Below are 18,579 nucleotides of genomic sequence, written 5' to 3'. Positions count from 1 at the left end.
CTCCATCGATCGTCTCTGCCAGCGGCTGCGACCTTCAAGACCAGCGGCAACCAGCGGCTGCGAATGCCGGGAAATGAAAAATCCCCTCGCACAGGAGGGGACGCCGCGCCGATTCCGGCCACCGGACTTCGACCGGGGTCGGGACTGATCAGCGCGGCTCGCTAAGCAGAAGGCGTACGGCACGCATGGCGTCAGGGTACCGCAGTCGCCGATCGTGCCGCGACGCGCGTTCCGGCCACCACACGACCGGCAAACCTGAACCAAGGTCAAAGGTTACTTCGCGTAACAACCAGTAAGGGGACAACACTACGAGCGCACTGTCATTTGATAACAACGCAATAACTCAAACCTCGTACCCACGGGTATGGCGCCACTTAGAGTGCGGCAGCGGGACCGCTTTCCCGAACCGCTCCGGAGTTGCCCCCATGAACCCTCCCCCGATCCGCCCTCCGCTCAACCCCCCGTTCCACCCTCGCGACACCAGCCCGACGCCCCTCGGTACGTCCGCGGCGTGGGGAGGTCTGCCGTGGTGACCAACGACAGCACGGCAGACGACACCTTCGCCGAGTTCCTCAACTTCGGCGCCGGCGTCCTCTCCCTGGTCTTCCTCAGCTGCTCGGTGATCTGGGGACTCCTCGCCCAGGACCGGATCGTCCTCGACACCCGCCAGCGGATCCTGGCCCAAGCGGTGCACCGGATCACCGCGGTCGCCTCGGTCGTGTTCCTCCTGGTGCACATCGGGGTCAAGCTGGCCCTGGACCACACCACCTGGGTCGCCGCCGTCCTCCCGTTCGGGCTGCTCGCCACGGACGACGAGGCGTTCGGCGGCCGCGCCGTCCTGATCGGCTTCGGCACCCTGGCCAGCATGCTCATGATCTTCGTGAGCGTCACCGGCGCCCTGCGCACCCGCTTCGCCTCCGCGCCCCCCGTGGCCTCCCGCTGGCGGGCCATGCACATGCTCGCCTATCCGGCGTGGTGCCTGGCCCTGCTGCACGGGCTCTACGCGGGTCGAGCGGCAAAACCGGTCTTCACGATCCTGTACGGCCTGTCCGTACTGGGCGTCATGGGCGCCCTGGCGCTGCGGGCGGCCCCCCGGCCGGTCAAGCGCAGGGCCGCCGACCGGATCGCGGCCCTCTTCGGCACCGGGGAACGGCCGGTCCGCGAGGAGCGGCCGGAGGAGGGGGCCCAGTGGAAGGACCCCGCGGCGCTGCCCGGCTACGAGCGGGCCGGGGCGAGGCGGCGGCGCGGCAGGTCCGCACCGCTGTACGAGACCGCGGAGCGCCTGGCTCCGCCGGAGCGCGCGAGCGGCTTCGCGGCGGCCTACCGCGCCGTGTCCGGCCCTTCCGGCGCCCGTCGGCCACCGCTGGCGAGCGACGGCACCGGGTCCCACACGCTGCCGCCCGACATGCGCCCCACCGAGACGATGCCCCACGTGGACAGCGCCGCCGGCACCTCGGGCAGCTGGCCCATACCGTCGCCGCCACCGGTCGGCGAGGCACCCCCGTCGGCCTACGACCCGCTCAACGACACGGGACACACCATCCCGGTCTACGGCAATCCGGACGCCTCCGGCTACGGGTCGAGTGACGTGTACGACACCGCTGAGACGAACGCGGTCTACGACACGTACTACCCGAACGACACGTACAACAGCGGTCCCGCCAATGAACCAGCCCCCGGTGCGCCGTCGTCGGCCTACGACTTCGACGCACCGGGTTCGGGCGAACCTTGGAACACGCCTTCCGGAGGCCATAAGTGAACGAGGCCCTGCCCGACGTCCCAGAAGTCCGCGTGGTCGGCCTTCCCCAGCTCACGTCGGGCTTCGACCTTGTCGAGCGCCTGGATCTGCCGATGCACCTCAAGGTGCACGGTCCGCTCGAACCGATGGGCGGGGAGCAGCTCGCGCAGCTCTCGGAACGCATCAACCTGAAGGGCCGCGGCGGCGCGGGCTTCCCCTTCCACAAGAAGCTGCGCTCGGTCGCCGAGGCGGCGATCAAGCGCGGCGTCCGGCCGGTCGTGGTCGTCAACGGCAGTGAGGACGAGCCGGCCTGCCGCAAGGACACGGTGCTCATCAACCGTGCCCCGCACCTGATCCTGGACGGCGCGCTGCTGTGCGCCGAGGCGATGGGCGCCCGCACCCTCGTGATCGGGGTCACCCGCGAGTCCACCCAGCGCTCCATGGAGGCCGCCCTCGCCGAACGGGGCCTCAGCAACGGCCGCCGCTCCGCCCTGCGGGCACGCGTGCAGCGCAACCCGGTCCGCATGGTGACCGGCGCCGCCGCCTCGCTGATCCGCTCCATCGACGGCGGCCCGGCGATCCCGCCCGGCCGCAAGGTCAGCGCCTCGAAGAGCGGGGTCGGCGGCGCCCCGACCCTGCTGTCCAACGCCGAGACCTTCGCCCAGCTCGCGATCGCCGCCCGCATCGGCCCGGAGCGCTACGGCAACACCGGCCTGTACGACGAGCCCGGCACCGTGATGCTCACCGTCTCCGGCGCGGTCGCCCGGCCCATGGTGATCGAGGTGCCGACGGGGGTGCCGCTGCGCTACGTCCTCCAGCTGGCCGGCGCCCCGCCGGTGCCGCAGGGCGTGCTGACCGGCGGCTACCACGGCAAGTGGATCGACGCGGCGAGCGTCGACGAGGCGATCGTCTCCCGCAACTCCCTGCAGCAGGTGGGCGGCTCGCTCGGCGCGGGCGCGATCCTGCCGATCGGTCAGGACACCTGCCCGCTGGGTGAGTCCCTGCGGGTGGCCCAGTGGCTGGCGCAGGAGAGCGCGGGCCAGTGCGGCCCCTGCTACCTCGGTCTGCCCGCCGCCGCGCGGGGTCTGGAGGACATCCTGAACGGCGGCGGCCCGGCCGCCCTGGAGGCCGTCAAGCAGGTCGCGCGGAACGTGAAGCGGCGCGGCGCCTGCTCGCACCCGGACGGCTCGGCGATGTTCCTGGAGTCGACCGTCGCCGCGTTCACCGACGACCTCGCCGCGCACGTCCTCGGCAACGGCTGCGGACGGCCCGTGGAAGGCGTCCTGCCGCTCTTCGAGGGGGGCATGGCACCCACGGGCGTCCCCGGCGGTGACGGGGCGAACGGCCCCAGCCGCCAGAAGATCTTCGTCGACTGGACCCTGTGCCGGGGCCACGGGCTGTGCGCGGACATCCTCCCGGAGGTCTTCCAGCTGGGCGCCGACGGTTTCCCGACGGTCGCACAGGCCGACGTGCCGCGGTTCGCGGAGGCCAAGGCGGTGCGCGCGGTGCGCCGCTGCCCCGCGCTGGCCCTGCGGATCGAGGAGGATCTGCGCGGACCCGCTCCGTCCTCGCGCACCAACCTGCCGGTCCTCTCCCAGGGCCGGGGACGCCGGGCGCTCGGCCGCTGACGGCGGACACACGGAGAAACCCCCGGATCGGTGATCCGGGGGTTTCCTTCTGAAGCTGTGGAGCTAAGGAGAATTGAACTCCTGACCTCCTGCATGCCATGCAGGCGCTCTACCAACTGAGCTATAGCCCCTTGTCCTTCATCCGCCCGGTCTCCCCGGCGGCGACGCCAACATTACACGGTCCACCGGGGCGAACACCAAATCGTTTCCGTTCCGTCCGGTTTGCCCTAGTGCGTTGCAGTACTAGGCCGTCACGAACGAGTAGAACCGCTTGAGGGTGCAGTGCTCCTCCAGGAGCCGGCCGTAGATCGGTTCGCCCTCCAGCTCGCGGTACGTCTCGATCGGGTCGCCCTTTATGATCAGCGCCCGCGCGCATTCCTCGCACCAGTACTGGTAGTCCGGGTTGAGCGGCTCCATGTCGCGCACGATCGGCGTACCGCTGCCGCACCAGTCGCACTTCCGCCTGTGTGCACCCATCGATCAGCTCCAGCTGTGGCCGCAGGCCGTGCACACGTACGAGATTCCGCCGTTGTCACCCAGGACTTGGGCCACGTGGCCGGAACCGCAGGAAGGGCAGCGGAGGCGAGTGACCGTGTTCCGTGCCACCGCTCCGCCGAGGAGGTGACCGACCTCCTCGAGGATGCTCGCAGGCATCGCCACTCCCTCCCGTCGGGTCGCGGTCCCCTTCCGGCCGTTTGATTCTGCCACGACCGGGCCAATACGGTCAGCGACGCCTCAGTACCAGTCGGGACACGGAGTTCCACAGGGGTATACGCCCCTGGGAGCCCAGTTGCTCAAGCGGGCGGATGCGAAAAATCCCGCCCCCCGAGGGGGACGGGATTCGTCCGTGGGCTGTGGAGCTAAGGAGAATTGAACTCCTGACCTCCTGCATGCCATGCAGGCGCTCTACCAACTGAGCTATAGCCCCTGGTGTCACGCGGCCGGGCCGCGTGCTCCTGTTCGCTCCGCTCGGCGGGGCGAACAAGAAGAACTTTAGCCTGTGGCCTGCCGGAAAGTGAAATCCGGGGACCGGGCCCGCCGCCGGCGGCTCAGTCGTCGTCGCCGAGCACCGGTTCCGGCAGCGTGCCGGCGTTGTGCTCCAGCAGCCGCCAGCCGCGCGCGCCCTCGCCGAGGACCGACCAGCAGCAGTTGGTCAGGCCGCCGAGGCTCTCCCAGCTGCGCGGGTCGAGGCCGAGCAGGCGGCCGATGGTGGTGCGGATGGTGCCGCCGTGGCTGACCACGACGAGGGTGCCGTCCTCGGGGAGCTTCTCGGCGTGCCGCAGGACCACGGGAGCGGCGCGGTCGGCGACCTCGGTCTCCAGCTCACCGCCGCCGCGGCGCACGGGCTCGCCGCGCTTCCACGCCGCGTACTCCTCGCCGTGCCGGGCGATGATCTCGTCGTGGGTCAGCCCCTGCCAGACGCCCGCGTAGGTCTCCCGCAGGCCCTCCTCCAGGGTCACTTCGAGGCCGGTGAGGACGGACAGCTCGGCGGCCGTGTCCGCGGCCCGCACCAGGTCGGAGGCGACGATCGCGTCGGGCCTCAGGTGGATCAGCAGCTCGGCCGCGCGGCGGGCCTGGGCGACGCCGGTCCCGGTCAGCTCGACGTCCGTGCTGCCCTGAAAGCGGCGCTCCACGTTCCACGCGGTCTGGCCGTGCCGCCAGAGGATGACGCGCCGGCCGCGGCCCGGCCGGCCCGCCGCCACCTCGCCGGTGGCGCTCATCGCCAGTCCCCGTCGGTCTGCGTCGCCTCCTCGGCGGCCTGGAGCCTGGCGTGCTCCTCGGCCTTGCCGCGGGTCTCCTTGGCGTCGGCGGGCAGCTCCAGCTCGGGGCAGTCCTTCCACAGCCGCTCCAGGGCGTAGAAGACGCGCTCCTCGCTGTGCTGGACGTGGACGACGATGTCGACGTAGTCGAGCAGGACCCAGCGGGCCTCGCGGTCGCCTTCGCGGCGCACCGGCTTGGCGCCCAGTTCCTTGTTCAGCCGCTCCTCGATTTCGTCGACGATCGACTTGACCTGGCGGTCGTTGGGCGCGGAGGCCAGCAGGAAGGCGTCCGTGATCGACAGCACGTCGCTGACGTCGTAGGCGATGATGTCGTGCGCGAGCTTGTCGGCCGCCGCCTGGGCGGCGGTGCTGATGAGTTCGATGGAGCGGTCGGTCGCGGTCACTGCCTGGCTTTCGGGTCGGCGGTCGGTTGACCTCAAGGGTCTCACGACCGCCGACGGCGGCCCACGCGATAACCGGGCCGCCGCCCCGCGAAGGGGCCCACGGCCGCTACGACGCCGGTTCGTAGTCCTGGCCGAGCACCACCGAGACCCGTGCGTTCGCCGAGGTCTTCCCCTGGGCGACGGCGTCGGTGGGCAGGCCCAGGGTCTTGGCGACCTGGACGGCGTTCTCCTGGTCGGCGGCCTCGGCGTAGACGACCTCCGACTTCGCCTCGGTGCCGGAGGCGGTGCCACCGGACAGGAAGGTGAAGCCGCCGTTGAGCAGGACGACGCGGGCCTTGCCGGCGCGGTCCTCGACGCCGGTGGCGTTGCGGACGGAGACGCTGACGGCCGCGTCCTTGTCGGGGCTCTTGGCGGTGCCGCCGAGGATGTCCTTGACGACGCTGTCGCTCGCCTCGGCGCTGAGCGAGCCGCCCTCCTCGACGGGCAGCAGCTCGGTCCTGAAGTCGCCGCCCTTGGCGAGGTCGGAGAGCCCGGCGAGGAAGGAGCCGAGGTCCTTCTCGGTCAGCGGCGGGTCGAGGATCAGCCCGAGGGTCTGGATGGTGGTCGTCGCCGCCTGCGGGTCGGACGACAGCTTGCGCAGCACCCCCTGCATGACCTGCCCGAACCGCTGCAGCTGGGCGTCGGCCCGCTCGTCCGGGCCGCGGTGGGTGGCGTAGGCGACGGCCATCTTGCCGCTGAGGGTCTGGCCCTGGCCCTTGCGCACCAGCGGTGTGGCGCCCTTGTCCTTGGCCTCCGGGTCGGCGACGTCGGCGTCGGTGTCGACCTCGATGTTGCCGACCAGGTCGACGAGGATCTGGAGGTACGGGGTGTCCAGGCGCCAGGTGCCCTCGATGTCGGTGCCGAGGGAGGAGTCCAGGGCCGTCCGGGTGGCGTCGGGGCCCTCGTCGTCGACGGACTTGGCGAGCGTGGTGGTGCTGCCGTCGTCGCCGGTCAGGGCGAGGTCGTTGGGTACCAGAACGGCGGTGCCCTTCTTGGTGGTGGTGTTGTCGACGAGCAGCGCGGTGGAGGTGGAGCCGCCCTTGGTGTCGTGCAGGTGGACGGCGATCACGTCGCGCTTCTGGGCGCCCGCCGCCGTCGCGGAGCCGGTCTTGTCGTCGGAGGAGCCCACGCCGGGGAGCTTTCCGGCGTACCAGAGGTAGCCGACGCCGCCGACCGCGACCAGGGCCAGGACCACGACCAGGGCGACGGCACGCGTGCGTGCGCGCCGACGGGCCTCCTCGCGGCGCTCGGTGCGGTTCTCCGTGAACTTCATCCAGTCGATGACGTCCTCGGAGTCGTCGGCCGGCTCCTCGACGAAGGCGAACTGCTCGGTCCGGTAGTCCCGGTCGTCGGCGGCGGGGGCGGACGGCTGCGGCTCCTCGCGCGGACCCGCCTGCTGCGGGATGTGCGCGGTCTGCTCGGCGACCCGGGGCTGCGGGCCGCTGGTCGCGGCCTGGCCGTAGGGGTCGTACGGCTGCTGCGCGGCGGGCGGATGGCCGTAGGAGCCGTGGCCTGGCGTGGCGGGCTGCTGCCCGGTGTCGTAGGCGGACCCGGAGCCGTAGGGGTCGTACGGGTCGTAGGGCCGCTGGGCGGCCTGCCCGCCGTCCGCGGCGGTGTACTGGTCGTAGCCGTAGCCCTGCTGCCCGTACTGCTGGCCCTGCTGCTGGTACGGGTCGTACTGCTGCTGCCCGCCGGGAGCGGCCTGGGCCTGGCGGTAGACCGGCCGGCCGTACTCGTCGTAGCCGACGAGTTCGTACTGGTCGCCGCCGTATCCCGCGTCGTATCCGTCGTTCACCGGTGCCCCTCTCGGTTCACTCGCCGCGGTACAGCTGGCGTTTGTCGATGTAGCGCACGACTCCGTCCGGCACCAGGTACCAGACGGGATCTCCCTTGGCGACTCTCGCCCGGCAGTCCGTGGAGGAGATGGCGAGGGCCGGGACCTCGACGAGCGAGACGCCGCCCTTGGGGAGCCCGGCGTCCGTGAGGGTGTGGCCGGGCCGGGTGACGCCGATGAAGTGCGCCAGGGAGAACAGTTCCTCGCTGTCGCGCCAGGTGAGGATCTGGGCGAGGGCGTCGGCGCCGGTGATGAAGAACAGGTCCGCGTCCGGATTGAGGGCGCGCAGGTCGCGCAGGGTGTCCACGGTGTAGGTGGGGCCGCCGCGGTCGATGTCGATGCGGCTCACGGAGAACTGCGGGTTCTCGACGGTCGCGACGACGGTCATCAGGTAGCGGTCCTCGGCCGCGGACACCGTTCGGTGGCTCTTCTGCCACGGCTGTCCGGTGGGGACGAACACCACCTCGTCGAGCTGGAACTGCGCGGCGACCTCGCTGGCCGCCACGAGGTGCCCGTGGTGGATCGGGTCGAAGGTGCCGCCCATGACGCCCAGGCGGCGCTTGCCCGGCGACGACGGGCCGTTGCCCGGACCGGTGGCGCGGGCGGGCACCGCGTTCTGCGTGCCGCGCCCCGGCGTGTACGCCGGGCCGGTAGGCGTGTCCTGCTCTCCCATGCGTGCAGACCCTACCGGCCCTCCCCGGGCACCCCGGCCGCCCCCACGGCCACGGGTGCTCAGCGGTCGCGGTTGAACCGGGTGGTGATCCACAGCAGGAGCATCAGGGCGATGAACGCGCCGACGCCGGTGACGTAGGGGCTGAGGCTCTCGTGGTTGCCGCTGTGCTCCTCGCCGCCCTCGGCGGCGAGGGTGGCGAACTGGGCGGCGCTGAGGGGAAGGCTCATCGGCAGGACCTATCCGGTGTGGGCGGGACAAGACGTCCGCTCATCGTATGCGGGCCGCTCACGGGCGATCACGCCGACTCCGCCGACGGGGCCGGGCGGGAGGGGGCCGGGGAACCTTCGGATCGGCTCAGTCGTCCTTCCGCTTGTACCCCCGCAGCAGGAACCACGCGGTCAGCACGGACCCCAGGACCATGACGATCAGGACGATCCGCAGCAGATTCCCCGGCCCCTGCTGCTCGGCGGCGGTCGCGGCCCCGGCGAGCCAGTCGGGGTGGGGGATGGGCTGCATGGCGTGGACTCCTTCGACGTACTGCCCGTCCACGGTATCTCCGCCTAGGCTGGACCCGGCTCCGGGGGTGCAAAGGACCGCACAAGGGTTCGCAAGGGCCAGACACCCGCACAGGCCACACACACGCACATGGGGGAAGACATGTCCGACGGCCATCAGGACAACGGGCACGAGCACGTGCCGAGCCGGCAGCGCAGGCGCTTCCCGGGGATCTCCTCGCGTGCGTACGAGCATCCGGCCGACCGCAGCGCGCTGGTGGCGCTGCGCAAGCTGAGCGGTTTCGACACCGTCTTCAAGGCGCTGAGCGGCCTGCTGCCCGAGCGGAGTCTGCGGCTGCTGTTCCTGTCCGACTCGGTGCGCGTCTCGGACCGGCAGTTCGCCCATCTGAACGTCATGCTGCGCGACGCCTGCTACATCCTGGACCTGGAGAAGGTCCCGCCGATGTACGTCAACCAGGACCCGGTGCCGAACGCGATGTGCATCGGCCTGGACGAGCCGATCATCGTCGTGACCACGGGCCTCGTCGAGCTGCTCGACGAGGAGGAGATGCGTGCGGTGGTCGGGCACGAGGTCGGGCACGCGCTGTCCGGGCACTCAGTCTACCGGACCATCCTGCTCTTCCTGACCTCCCTGGCCGTCCGGGTCGCCTGGATCCCGCTGGGCAACGTGGCGATCATGGCGATCGTGACCGCGCTGCGCGAGTGGTTCCGCAAGTCGGAGCTGTCCGCCGACCGCGCGGGGCTGCTGGTGGGCCAGGACATCCAGGCGTCCATGCGCGGCCTGATGAAGATCGCGGGCGGCAACCACCTGCACGAGATGAACGTGGACGCGTTCCTGGAGCAGGCCGAAGAGTACGAGGCCGGGGGCGACCTGCGCGACTCCGTGCTGAAGATCCTGAACGTGCTGCCCCGCAGCCACCCCTTCACCACGGTGCGGGCGGCCGAGCTGAAGAAGTGGGCGGCCTCCCGGGACTTCCAGCGGATCATGGACGGCCACTACCCGCGGCGCGACGAGGACAAGGACACCTCGGTCCGGGACTCCTTCCGGGAGTCGGCGTCCCACTACGCGACGCACGTGCGCGGCTCCAAGGACCCGCTGATGAAGCTGGTCAACGACATCGCGGGCGGCGCCGGTGACCTCGGCGACCGGATGCGGCGGGGCTTCGGCGGCTTCACCTCCTCCCAGCCGCGGCCGCCCGGTGACGCGAACGGGTCCTCCGAGGGCCCGGCGGGCACCGACGGCCCCCAGGACCCGGACGACCGCCCGCCGCGCGACGGCGCCTGAGCCGGCGCGGGAAGCTCACACCTCGGGCTGGGCGCTCGCCGCGAGGGTCCCGCACAGGGCGGTGGCGTTGTCCGAGGTGTACGGGTCGGTGCCGGCGGGGGCGCCGGTCCTGGCCGTCTGGCCGGCGAGCAGCGGGCGCAGGTGGTTCGCCGAGTCCTCGGCGCAGGAGAGCGGCCCGGCCTGCACGTAGGAGGCGACCAGCCGCGTCTGGTGCAGGCGCAGGTCCTCCCGGTCGTAGCGGAAGGTCAGCTCGCGCCGGACGGTGAACAGCGACGTCCCGGCCCGCTGGTCGCCGGCCGGCCGCAGCGCGTAGACCATGGTGTGGTCGGCGGTGACCTCCAGCGTGGACGCGTCGGTCTCCAGGGCCCGCAGGCTGCCGTCCACCCGGATCTCGGGGTCGGCCAGCTCGGCCCGGGCGGGGTCGAAGCGCACCAGCCACCCGGTGGGCGCGTGCCGTCCGTCGGCGGTGGGCCGCTCGAAGCTCTCGTCGAACTGGTGGAGCTGGTCGGGGTCGAGCAGGACCCGCACGGAGCGCACCTCCCGGCCGCCGAGCACGTCCGGGTCCAGCGCCGAGCGGACGATGTAGTTCTTGGCGGTGGTCAGGGCGTTCAGCACCTGGTCCTCGGAGAAGTGCGCCGTGCGCCGGGCCCCCGGCAGCGGGACGCCCTCGGCGGCGGTGCGGAACCCCGCGGCGGGACTGTGCTCGTAGAGGAAGCCGGCGTCGTCGGCGCCGGGCACCCTGCCCCGGGGTGCGAGCGGGACGACCGTCATCCGCACCGGCTCCGCGGCCCGCTGCGCGGACGGGTTCTGGTACGGGTGCCGTACGCCCATGTAGATGGCGGTGCCGAAGGCCACGGCGATCAGGACGACGAGGACGAGCGCCTGCCGGGAGAGGCCGGCCCGGCGCAGCGGCGGGCGGCGGCGGACGGCGGGGGCGTGGTCGGTGATGCGTTCCTGGGCGGAGAACTCCTGGAGCCGGGCAGCACGGACGAACGACTCGTCGAAGACGGTGGATCGGTATTCGTCCTCTCCGCCGCCGGGGGCGCCTTCGGGCGTCCCTCCGGGCGGATCGCCAAGCCCTGCCATACCTTCAGGGTAGGTCGGCGGAAGGTCGCGTAAACGCGCCGGTGCAGGTCAAGTTGGGACAGCTTAGGACCGCGGGACGGCAGGTCAGGGGCTGCTCGGAAGCACCGGGACGGCGGGCTGCGAGTAGTCGGCGGAGGCCGAGGGGGTCACGGAGCCGCCCTGCTCGGGGCCGGTCGACGCGGGTGGCGGCACCTGCTGCGTGCCGCTGCCCGAGGACGCTCCCCGGTAGACGGCCGCGAAGGCCAGTGCGACCATGCCCACGCCCATCACGAGGGCGAGCATCCAGGCGACGGGCCGGTGCCAGCGGACCTGCTTGCCGGACGCGGGAGGGGCGCCGTAGGGGCGGTCCAGGAGGTCGCGGTCGTCGTCCGGGTCGTCGAGGTCGGGATCATGGCCGAAATCGCCGTACCCGTCGTCGTAGCGCTCGGCTCTGGTGCGCCCGCGGCGGGCCGCCTCCGCCTCGGTGGCCTCGGCGCGGGCCTGCGCGGCGGCCAGGAGGCGCTCGACGGCGGTCGGCTCGTGCACCGCGGCCGCCCGTACGAAGGCCTCGTCGAAGACCACGGAGGCGAACTCTTCGTCCGACACCCCGCGGTCGTGTTCGTCGTCGGGCTCCCAGCCGTCGGGAAACGGCGTACCCCCCACGTCCTCCGGCACGGATCCAGAGTAGACCTGGGGGGTCGTTTTGGGCAGACGGCCGGGAAATTCGTCCGTTGGGTGGGATGCCCCGATCGTGTCAGCGCCGTACGTGCCCGTCGCCGGTGACGATGTACTTGGTGCTGGTCAGCTCGGGCAGCCCCATCGGGCCCCTGGCGTGCAGCTTCTGGGTGGAGATGCCGATCTCGGCGCCGAAGCCGAACTGGCCGCCGTCGGTGAAGCGGGTGGAGGCGTTCACCGCGACCGTGGTGGAGTCGACCAGCTGGGTGAAACGGCGGGCGGCCTGCTGCGAGGTGGTCACGATGGCCTCGGTGTGGCCGGAGGTCCACAGCCGGATGTGCTCGACGGCCTTGTCGAGCGAGTCGACGACCGCCGCGGCGATGTCGTACGACAGGTACTCCGTCTCCCAGTCCTCCGGGGTGGCCTCGACGGCCGTCACCTTGGAGTCCTGGGCGTACGCCATCACGCGCTCGTCGGCGTGCACCGTGACCCCGGCCTCCGCGAGGGCGTCCAGGGCGCGGGGCAGGAAGTCGGCGGCGATGTCCTGGTGGACCAGGAGGGTCTCGGCGGCGTTGCAGACGCCCACCCGCTGGGCCTTGGAGTTGACCAGGATCTCGACGGCCGTGCCGATGTCGGCCAGCGCGTCGACGTAGACGTGGCAGTTGCCGGTGCCGGTCTCGATGACGGGGACGGTGGACTCCTGGACCACGGTGTTGATCAGCGAGGCGCCGCCGCGCGGGATGAGGACGTCGACCAGCCCGCGGGCCCGCATCAGCTCGCGCACGCTCTCGCGGCTCTCGCCGGGCACCAGCTGGACCGCGTCGGCGGGCAGCCCGGCCCCGCCCACGGCGTCGCGGACCACCCGGACCAGGGCGGTGTTGGACTGGTAGGCCGAGGAGGAGCCCCGCAGGAGGACCGCGTTGCCGGACTTCAGGCAGAGGGCGGCGGCGTCGACGGTCACGTTGGGCCGGCCCTCGTAGATGATGCCGACCACGCCGAGCGGCACCCGGACCTGGCGCAGGTCGATGCCGTTGGGGAGCGTGTTGCCGCGCACGACCTCGCCGACCGGGTCTGGCAGGGCGACGACGTCCCGCACGTCGGAGGCGATGGCGCGGACCCGCTCCGGGGTCAGGGTGAGCCGGTCGATGATGGCCTCGCTGGTCCCGGCGGCGCGGGCCTTGGCCACGTCCTGCGCGTTGGCCTCGACGATCTCGCTGGTCCGCACCTCCAGCGCGTCCGCGACGGCGAGCAGCGCGTCGTCCTTGGCGGCCCGCGGCAACGGCGCGAGGTCGGCCGCGGCGGCCTTGGCCCGGTAGGCGGCCCGGGTGACCGGGGACATCGAGTCGTACGGCGAGAGCGTGGTCATGGGGGCAGCGTAGTGGGCCGGACGGGGGCCCTCACCGCATGTCCCGAACCCCGAGACATGCAACGGACGGTACGGAGCCCCGCCAATAGGAACTCCGCCAAGAGCGGAACCCCGCTAGAAGGGGTGCACCCCGACCGGCGTCGCCGGCGCGGGGCCGTACCCCGCGGCGATGCGCTGGTGGTAGGTGGCCCGGTCGATGACCTCCAGGCCGACGATCTCCCACGGCGGCAGTCCCGCGGTCTGCCGGTGCTCGCCCCACAGGCGCAGGGCGACCGCGGCGGCGTCGTGCAGGTCGCGGGCCTCCTCCCAGTACCGGATCTCCGCGTGGTCGTCGGCGTACCTGCTGGTCAGCAGGAAGGGATGGTCGTGCGCGAGCTGTTCGAGGGCGCGCCGCACCTCGGTGAGGGGGGCGCGGGCGCCGGAGACGCTGAGGGTGACGTGCCACAGGCGCGGGGTGTGGCCGGGGTCCTCGCCCCGGAACCGGTCTCCGGCCGCGACGCTGGTCAGGGCGCGTTCCTCGCCGGGTGCGCGGGCGCCGTTGCGGGGGCCGCCGGTACGGGCGCCCGTGCCGGCGCGGGAGCCCGAGCCGCCGCGGGAGGCGGTACCACCGCGGGACGCCGCCGGCCCAGGGCGCACTCCGCTCACGACGGCCTCCTTCACACACACGGCTGGCCCGGCGGTCGGCCGGGTCCGTCCCTGGGAAAAGTTGAGCAGGCCGCGCGGGATCGCGGGGCGGTTTTGCGGAACGTCCACCGCCGATTCGGGGACGTTTCGACCTATTACGGGTGCAGGATCACCAGATCGTCCCTGTGTACGACCTCACGTTCGTACGCGGGTCCCAGCTCGCGGGCCAGCTCCCGGGTGGAGCGGCCGATCAGCCGCGGGATCTCCTTGGCGTCGAAGTTGACCAGGCCCCGCGCCACCGCCCGTCCGGTGCCGTCCCGCAACTCGACGGGGTCGCCCGCGGCGAACTCGCCCTCGGCGCCGGCGATCCCGGCCGGGAGCAGCGACTTGCGGCCCTCGACGACCGCGCGCACCGCCCCGTCGTCGAGGATGAGCGCCCCGCGCGGGGTGGAGGCGTGCTGGAGCCAGAGCAGCCGGTCGGCGAAGCGCCTGCCGGTGGCGTGGAAGTAGGTGCCGGTGTCACCGCCGGCCAGGGCGTCGGCCGCGTGGACGGCGCTGGTCAGGACCACCGGGATGCCGGCCGCGGCGGCGATCCGGGCCGCCTCGACCTTGGTGACCATGCCGCCGGTGCCGACGCCCGCCTTGCCGGCGCTGCCGATCTCGATCTGCGCGAGGTCGGCGGGGGCGTGCACCTCGGCGATCCGCGAGGTGCCGGGCCTGCTCGGGTCGCCGTCGTAGACGCCGTCCACGTCGGAGAGCAGGACCAGCAGGTCGGCCCGGACCAGGTGGGCGACGAGGGCGGCGAGCCGGTCGTTGTCGCCGAAGCGGATCTCGTCGGTGGCGACGGTGTCGTTCTCGTTGACGATCGGGAAGGCGCCCATCGCCAGCAGCTTGTCGAGGGTGCGGGAGGCGTTGCGGTGGTGCGCGCGGCGGCTCATGTCGTCGCTGGTCAGCAGCACCTGGCCGACGCGGACGCCGTAGCGGGCGAAGGAGGCGGTGTAGCGGGCGACCAGCAGGCCCTGGCCGACGCTGGCGGCGGCCTGCTGGCGGGCCAGGTCCCGGGGGCGGCGGCGCAGGCCCAGCGGGGCGAGCCCCGCGGCGATGGCGCCGGAGGAGACGAGGACGATCTCCCGCTCCCCGCCGGAGCGGACCTTGGAGAGGACGTCCACCAAGGCGTCCACGCGGTCCGCGTCCAGACCGCCCGACGCGGTGGTCAGCGAGGAGGAGCCGACCTTGACGACGATCCTGCGGGCCTCGCCCACGGCCTGCCTTGCCCCTGCCACGGCCCCGTCCGCCTCTCCCGTTCGACGCGCGCGAAACCCGCGCTCGCCAGGCAATCTACGCGAAGGGGCACCCGCCCCGCGCCTCGGTCCAGGCTGCGGACAGGGCGGCGGGGCACCTCCGCGCGGGGGCCCGCGTCAACACGCGCGTGTCGTCGGGAGGCCGCCCGGCGTTAACCCGGATGTCCGATGCGCGACAAGCCTGGAGCGACCGCAGTGCCCCTCTCTCTGCCCCGCCCCCGCCTCCCCCGCCCCTCCCGCCTCCGCCTGCCCGGCCGGGAGACCGTGGTGAAGCTGCTCGTCCTGGGCGTCCTGGCGGCCGCCTTCGCCGCCCAGGCGTTGGGCGCGCTGCTGCCGCACGTGCCGCTGCTGCTCGCCGCGACCGCCGGTTCGCTGGCCGCCGAGGGGGTGCTGTACCGGTGGCAGCGGGGCATGGTGTCGCTGTTCGCCAAGTCGCACGCCGACGTCACCGTCCGGCACGTGCTGCGGGACCTGCTGCTCGTGATCGGGCTGCTGCGGCTCGGCGAGCAGCACCGGGAGGGGGTGTACGCCCCGCTGGTCGCCGCGCTGCTCGTCTTCTACGCGCTGCACTGGGCGGTGCAGGCGGTGTCCGTCCTGGTCCGCCGCACCCGGACGCTGCCCGTGGTGACCCGGAACATCGACGCCTCGGCGCTGCGGCTGACCCCGGCGCCCCCGCTGCTGCTGCGCCGCCCCGGGCACCGGCTGGCGGTCTTCGGACTGCCGGCGTCGGCCGGGCTGCTGGCCACGGCGGCCACCGACGCGCCGGTGTGGGGCGCGGCGGGCCTCGCGCTCTCCCTCACGCTGGCGCTGACGGGTCTGTGCGCGCTGCTGACGCGGCTGCTGCCGGGGCGCAGGCCCGCCGGTGAGCAAGAGGTGCTGGACTGGTTCGAGGCGTGGCTGGCGGAGTACCGGCCGACGGTCGGCCTGTACTTCTCGGGCGGGGCGTCCTCGGCGTACCAGGCGAACATGTGGCTGGAGCCGCTGGCGCGGCTGGAGGGGCGGCCGGTGATCGTGCTGCGGGAGCGGTTCATGGTGCAGCGGATCGCGGCGACGGACATCCCCGTGGTGTGCCTGCCGAAGGTGTCCACGCTGATGCGCCTGGAGCACTCCACCCTCCGGGTCATGCTGCACCCCTCGAACTCCGGGAAGACCTCGCAGGTGCTGCGCATCCCCACCATCAAGCACGCCTTCGTCAATCACGGGGAGAGCGACAAGCTGTCCTCCTGCAACCCGTACGCGAAGGCGTACGACGAGGTGTGGGTGGCCGGTCCCGCGGCGCGCGAGCGGTACGCGCTGGCGGAGGTCGGCGTCGAGGACAAGGACGTGGTGGAGATCGGCCGCCCGCAGCTGGGCGCCGTACGCCCGCACACGGGGCCGCCCGCGCCGGGAGCCTTCACGACCGTGCTGTACGCGCCGACCTGGGAGGGCTGGGACGGCAATCCGGGCAACACGTCGGTGGTCGAGGCGGGCGAGCACCTGGTCCGGGCGCTGCTCGCGGACCCGGCGGTACGGCTGCTGTACAAGCCGCATCCGCTGACGGGGTCGGTGGATCCGCGGGCCCGGGCGGCCGATCTGCGCGTGCGGGAGCTGGTGCGGGCGGCGAACCGGGAGCGGGGCGGGCCCCGGCCGGCGCCGTCGGCGGCTGCCGAGCTGGCCCGGCGGACCGCGGAGCTGGACCGGCTCACCGCGCCCGGCTTCCGGTCGGCCGCCGACCAGGCGGAGCGGATGCTGCGCGGTCCGGCGCCGGCGTCCGGGCGGGCGGAGGCGGTGGCGCGCGCGACGACCGCCTGGGAGGAGGCGTACTGGGCGTCGCTGCCCGAGTGGGAGCACCAGGTGGTCACGGACGTCCGGCCGCCGCTCTACACCTGCTTCAACCGGGCGGACCTGCTGATCAGTGATGTCTCCAGCGTGATCAGCGACTTCCTGGCGAGCGGCAAGCCGTACGCGGTGGCCAACACCAGCGGGCTGGCCGAGGACGTGTTCCGCAAGTCGTTCCCGACGGTGGCGGCGGCGACGGTGCTGACGCCGGACGCGGCCGGGGTGCCGGAGCTGCTGGACGCGGTCCGCCATCCGGAGCTGGACGAACTGGCCGGGGAGCGCGCCGCGTTGGCCCTGCGGCTGCTGGGTCCGGCCGGGCCGCCGCCGCAGGAGCGCTTCGCGGCGGCCGTGCGGTCGCTGTGCACGGCGGCCGGGGAGCACCGGGCGCGCATGGCCGAGCGGCTCGCCACGGAGCTGCCCCTGCCCGGGCCGCGGCGCGGGCCCGCCCAGCGGCCCACGGCGTCGGCCGGCACTGCGCACGCCGGGCAGCCGGAGCCGCGGGGCCGCGCCTGAGCGGCGCCGGGCGGCCGGGACATGCGGGCGGCGCGGGCGCCGGGCGTGCACGGGGCGACCGCGGCCGGCGCGTCAGCCGTGCCGGTGGCGCCAGCCCTGCCAGGCGGACTCGATCATGGCGTCCAGGTCGTGGCGGGCCGTCCAGCCCAGTTCCTCGCGGGCGCGGTCGGCGGAGGCGACGACGCGGGCCGCGTCGCCGGGGCGGCGGGGGCTCACCCGCGGCGCGGCGTCCTGCCGGCCGGTGACCTTGAGGATGCGGTCCACCATCTCGCGCACCGAACTGCCCTCACCGCGCCCCACGTTGAGGGTGAGCGCGGTCCCCTCCGGGGCGTCCGCCAGACGCCGCGCGGCCGCGAGGTGGGCCGCGGCGATGTCCTCCACGTGGATGTAGTCCCGTACGCAGGTGCCGTCGGGGGTGGCGTAGTCGTCGCCGAAGACACGCGGGGCGTCGCCCGCCTCCAGGCGTTCGAAGACCATCGGGATGAGATTGAAGACGCCGGAGTCGGACAGCTCGGGGGCGGCCGCGCCCGCGACGTTGAAGTACCGCAGTGAGGCGGCGCGGATGCCGTGGGCCCGGGCGGCGGCGTTGATCAGCCACTCGCCGGCCAGCTTGGTCTCGCCGTAGGGGCTCAGCGGCAGGCATGGGGTGTCCTCCGTGACGAGGTCCACATCGGGCATGCCGTAGACCGCGGCGGAGGAGGAGAAGACGAGGCGGCCGACGCCGGTGGACGTCATGGCCTCCAGGAGGGTCGCGAGGCCCGTGACGTTCTCCCGGTAGTAGTGGAGCGGCCGCTCCACCGACTCCGCGACCTGTTTCTTGCCCGCGATGTGCACCACGCCTGTCACAGCATGGTCACGAATCGCGCCCTCCAGGAGGGCTCCGTCGAGCACACTGCCGACCACCAGCGGGACCCCGTCGGGGACGCGGTCGGTGCTGCCGGTGGACAGGTCGTCGTAGACAACGACGTGTTCCCCGCCGCCGGCGAGGGCGCGCACCACATGCGCGCCGATGTACCCGGCTCCGCCCGTGACCAGCCAGCTCATCCTCATGCCTCCCAGGTCTTCGTCACTGGGTGCAGACTCGTCCGTGGGCCCCGGAAAATCGAGTCGGGCACTTGGGGTGGAATACGACGGAAGTCGGTAAAGAGGACAGGGGGGCCGAATGTGAGGAAGTTCTCCGGCCGCTTCCCGGCGGCCGATTCGAGCGGCCGATCGCGGCCATTTCCGGCTGTGGCAAGCCACAGAGTGTCCGGCTACCGTGCCCACGGAAACTCCGCGTGAATCCTTTACGCTGATGCGGCGGCGCGCTCCAGGCCCCACGGCGCCCGGAGCGCGTTCCGG

Annotated in this window: 17 protein-coding genes and 2 tRNA genes; 4 read left to right on the top strand and 15 right to left on the bottom strand. The window is 72.8% G+C overall.

Annotated features, from left to right (window positions below; all coding sequences use genetic code 11):
* Positions 1 to 526 precede the first annotated feature (526 nt).
* Positions 527 to 1,759 carry a cytochrome b/b6 domain-containing protein gene (locus ACFW01_RS02030; protein WP_384502179.1) on the top strand — a complete coding sequence of 411 codons (1,233 nt, stop codon included), beginning with the start codon at positions 527 to 529 and terminating at the stop codon, positions 1,757 to 1,759.
* Complete coding sequence (locus ACFW01_RS02025) at positions 1,756 to 3,366, top strand: NADH-quinone oxidoreductase subunit NuoF family protein (protein WP_234954594.1); 1,611 nt, start codon at positions 1,756 to 1,758, stop codon at positions 3,364 to 3,366. Before ACFW01_RS02030 ends, ACFW01_RS02025 begins: the two co-directional genes overlap by 4 nt.
* 58 nt (positions 3,367 to 3,424) lie before the next feature.
* On the opposite strand, the gene ACFW01_RS02020 is transcribed toward ACFW01_RS02025, so the two are convergent.
* From ACFW01_RS02020 to ACFW01_RS01980, 9 genes are all read right to left on the bottom strand, one after another.
* Positions 3,425 to 3,497, bottom strand: a tRNA-Ala gene (locus ACFW01_RS02020).
* A gap of 112 nt (positions 3,498 to 3,609) precedes the next feature.
* On the bottom strand, positions 3,610 to 3,843 hold the full coding sequence (locus ACFW01_RS02015) for a hypothetical protein (RefSeq protein WP_019523121.1): 234 nt from the start codon (positions 3,841 to 3,843) through the stop codon (positions 3,610 to 3,612).
* Between the two features lie 378 nt (positions 3,844 to 4,221).
* Positions 4,222 to 4,294: transfer RNA gene (locus tag ACFW01_RS02010), tRNA-Ala, on the bottom strand.
* A gap of 121 nt (positions 4,295 to 4,415) precedes the next feature.
* Positions 4,416 to 5,087: a histidine phosphatase family protein gene (locus tag ACFW01_RS02005; protein ID WP_234954596.1), complete on the bottom strand. Its 672-nt coding sequence runs from the start codon at positions 5,085 to 5,087 to the stop codon at positions 4,416 to 4,418.
* Positions 5,084 to 5,530: a ribosome silencing factor gene (gene rsfS, locus ACFW01_RS02000; protein ID WP_234954597.1), complete on the bottom strand. Its 447-nt coding sequence runs from the start codon at positions 5,528 to 5,530 to the stop codon at positions 5,084 to 5,086. Before rsfS ends, ACFW01_RS02005 begins: the two co-directional genes overlap by 4 nt.
* Positions 5,531 to 5,636: 106 nt before the next feature.
* Complete coding sequence (locus ACFW01_RS01995) at positions 5,637 to 7,364, bottom strand: LytR C-terminal domain-containing protein (RefSeq protein WP_384502178.1); 1,728 nt, start codon at positions 7,362 to 7,364, stop codon at positions 5,637 to 5,639.
* A gap of 16 nt (positions 7,365 to 7,380) precedes the next feature.
* Positions 7,381 to 8,076: a nicotinate-nucleotide adenylyltransferase gene (nadD, locus tag ACFW01_RS01990; RefSeq protein WP_122620144.1), complete on the bottom strand. Its 696-nt coding sequence runs from the start codon at positions 8,074 to 8,076 to the stop codon at positions 7,381 to 7,383.
* A 59-nt stretch (positions 8,077 to 8,135) separates the two neighbouring features.
* A complete protein-coding gene (locus ACFW01_RS01985) occupies positions 8,136 to 8,303 on the bottom strand; it encodes a hypothetical protein (protein WP_234954599.1) in 168 nt (55 codons plus the stop codon).
* 127 nt (positions 8,304 to 8,430) lie between these two features.
* Entirely contained in the window at positions 8,431 to 8,592 is a 162-nt protein-coding gene (locus tag ACFW01_RS01980; protein WP_384502177.1) for a hypothetical protein, read from the bottom strand.
* Positions 8,593 to 8,733: 141 nt separating this feature from the next.
* On the opposite strand from ACFW01_RS01980, the gene ACFW01_RS01975 reads away from it, so the two are divergent.
* On the top strand, positions 8,734 to 9,876 hold the full coding sequence (locus tag ACFW01_RS01975; RefSeq protein ID WP_234954689.1) for a M48 family metallopeptidase: 1,143 nt from the start codon (positions 8,734 to 8,736) through the stop codon (positions 9,874 to 9,876).
* 15 nt (positions 9,877 to 9,891) lie between these two features.
* On the opposite strand, the gene ACFW01_RS01970 is transcribed toward ACFW01_RS01975, so the two are convergent.
* From ACFW01_RS01970 to proB, 5 genes are all read right to left on the bottom strand, one after another.
* On the bottom strand, positions 9,892 to 10,962 hold the full coding sequence (locus tag ACFW01_RS01970) for a hypothetical protein (protein ID WP_384502176.1): 1,071 nt from the start codon (positions 10,960 to 10,962) through the stop codon (positions 9,892 to 9,894).
* Between the two features lie 84 nt (positions 10,963 to 11,046).
* The gene (locus tag ACFW01_RS01965) at positions 11,047 to 11,616 is read right to left on the bottom strand and encodes a hypothetical protein (RefSeq protein ID WP_234954603.1); all 570 of its coding nucleotides are present in this window, start codon (positions 11,614 to 11,616) and stop codon (positions 11,047 to 11,049) included.
* 79 nt (positions 11,617 to 11,695) lie between these two features.
* Positions 11,696 to 12,982, bottom strand: coding sequence for a glutamate-5-semialdehyde dehydrogenase (locus ACFW01_RS01960; protein ID WP_234954605.1), 1,287 nt, complete (start codon positions 12,980 to 12,982; stop codon positions 11,696 to 11,698).
* Between the two features lie 114 nt (positions 12,983 to 13,096).
* On the bottom strand, positions 13,097 to 13,618 hold the full coding sequence (locus tag ACFW01_RS01955; RefSeq protein ID WP_384502237.1) for a hypothetical protein: 522 nt from the start codon (positions 13,616 to 13,618) through the stop codon (positions 13,097 to 13,099).
* Positions 13,619 to 13,761: 143 nt separating this feature from the next.
* A complete protein-coding gene (gene proB / locus ACFW01_RS01950; RefSeq protein ID WP_234954691.1) occupies positions 13,762 to 14,868 on the bottom strand; it encodes a glutamate 5-kinase in 1,107 nt (368 codons plus the stop codon).
* Positions 14,869 to 15,075: 207 nt separating this feature from the next.
* Between proB and ACFW01_RS01945 the strand changes: the two genes are divergently transcribed.
* Complete coding sequence (locus tag ACFW01_RS01945; protein WP_384502175.1) at positions 15,076 to 17,238, top strand: hypothetical protein; 2,163 nt, start codon at positions 15,076 to 15,078, stop codon at positions 17,236 to 17,238.
* 72 nt (positions 17,239 to 17,310) lie between these two features.
* Here the strand turns inward: ACFW01_RS01945 and galE are convergent, their stop codons facing one another.
* Positions 17,311 to 18,282 (bottom strand): UDP-glucose 4-epimerase GalE, encoded by a 972-nt coding sequence (gene galE, locus ACFW01_RS01940; RefSeq protein ID WP_384502174.1) that lies wholly within the window; start codon positions 18,280 to 18,282, stop codon positions 17,311 to 17,313.
* Positions 18,283 to 18,579: the final 297 nt, after the last annotated feature.

Source organism: Streptomyces sp. NPDC058985, assembly GCF_042740985.1.
Lineage (GTDB): Bacteria > Actinomycetota > Actinomycetes > Streptomycetales > Streptomycetaceae > Streptomyces.
Note: the sequence above shows the minus strand (reverse complement) of the source record. Positions and strands in the feature narration are given on the sequence as shown.

Coding starts and splice junctions, on each gene's coding strand:
- ACFW01_RS02015 (WP_019523121.1), bottom strand. CDS start 3,843: ATGGGTGCACACAGGCGGAAGTGCGACTGGTGCGGCAGCGGTACGCCG.
- ACFW01_RS02005 (WP_234954596.1), bottom strand. CDS start 5,087: ATGAGCGCCACCGGCGAGGTGGCGGCGGGCCGGCCGGGCCGCGGCCGG.
- nadD (WP_122620144.1), bottom strand. CDS start 8,076: ATGGGAGAGCAGGACACGCCTACCGGCCCGGCGTACACGCCGGGGCGC.
- ACFW01_RS01985 (WP_234954599.1), bottom strand. CDS start 8,303: ATGAGCCTTCCCCTCAGCGCCGCCCAGTTCGCCACCCTCGCCGCCGAG.
- ACFW01_RS01980 (WP_384502177.1), bottom strand. CDS start 8,592: ATGCAGCCCATCCCCCACCCCGACTGGCTCGCCGGGGCCGCGACCGCC.
- ACFW01_RS01975 (WP_234954689.1), top strand. CDS start 8,734: ATGTCCGACGGCCATCAGGACAACGGGCACGAGCACGTGCCGAGCCGG.
- ACFW01_RS01970 (WP_384502176.1), bottom strand. CDS start 10,962: ATGGCAGGGCTTGGCGATCCGCCCGGAGGGACGCCCGAAGGCGCCCCC.
- ACFW01_RS01960 (WP_234954605.1), bottom strand. CDS start 12,982: ATGACCACGCTCTCGCCGTACGACTCGATGTCCCCGGTCACCCGGGCC.
- ACFW01_RS01945 (WP_384502175.1), top strand. CDS start 15,076: ATGCGCGACAAGCCTGGAGCGACCGCAGTGCCCCTCTCTCTGCCCCGC.
- galE (WP_384502174.1), bottom strand. CDS start 18,282: ATGAGCTGGCTGGTCACGGGCGGAGCCGGGTACATCGGCGCGCATGTG.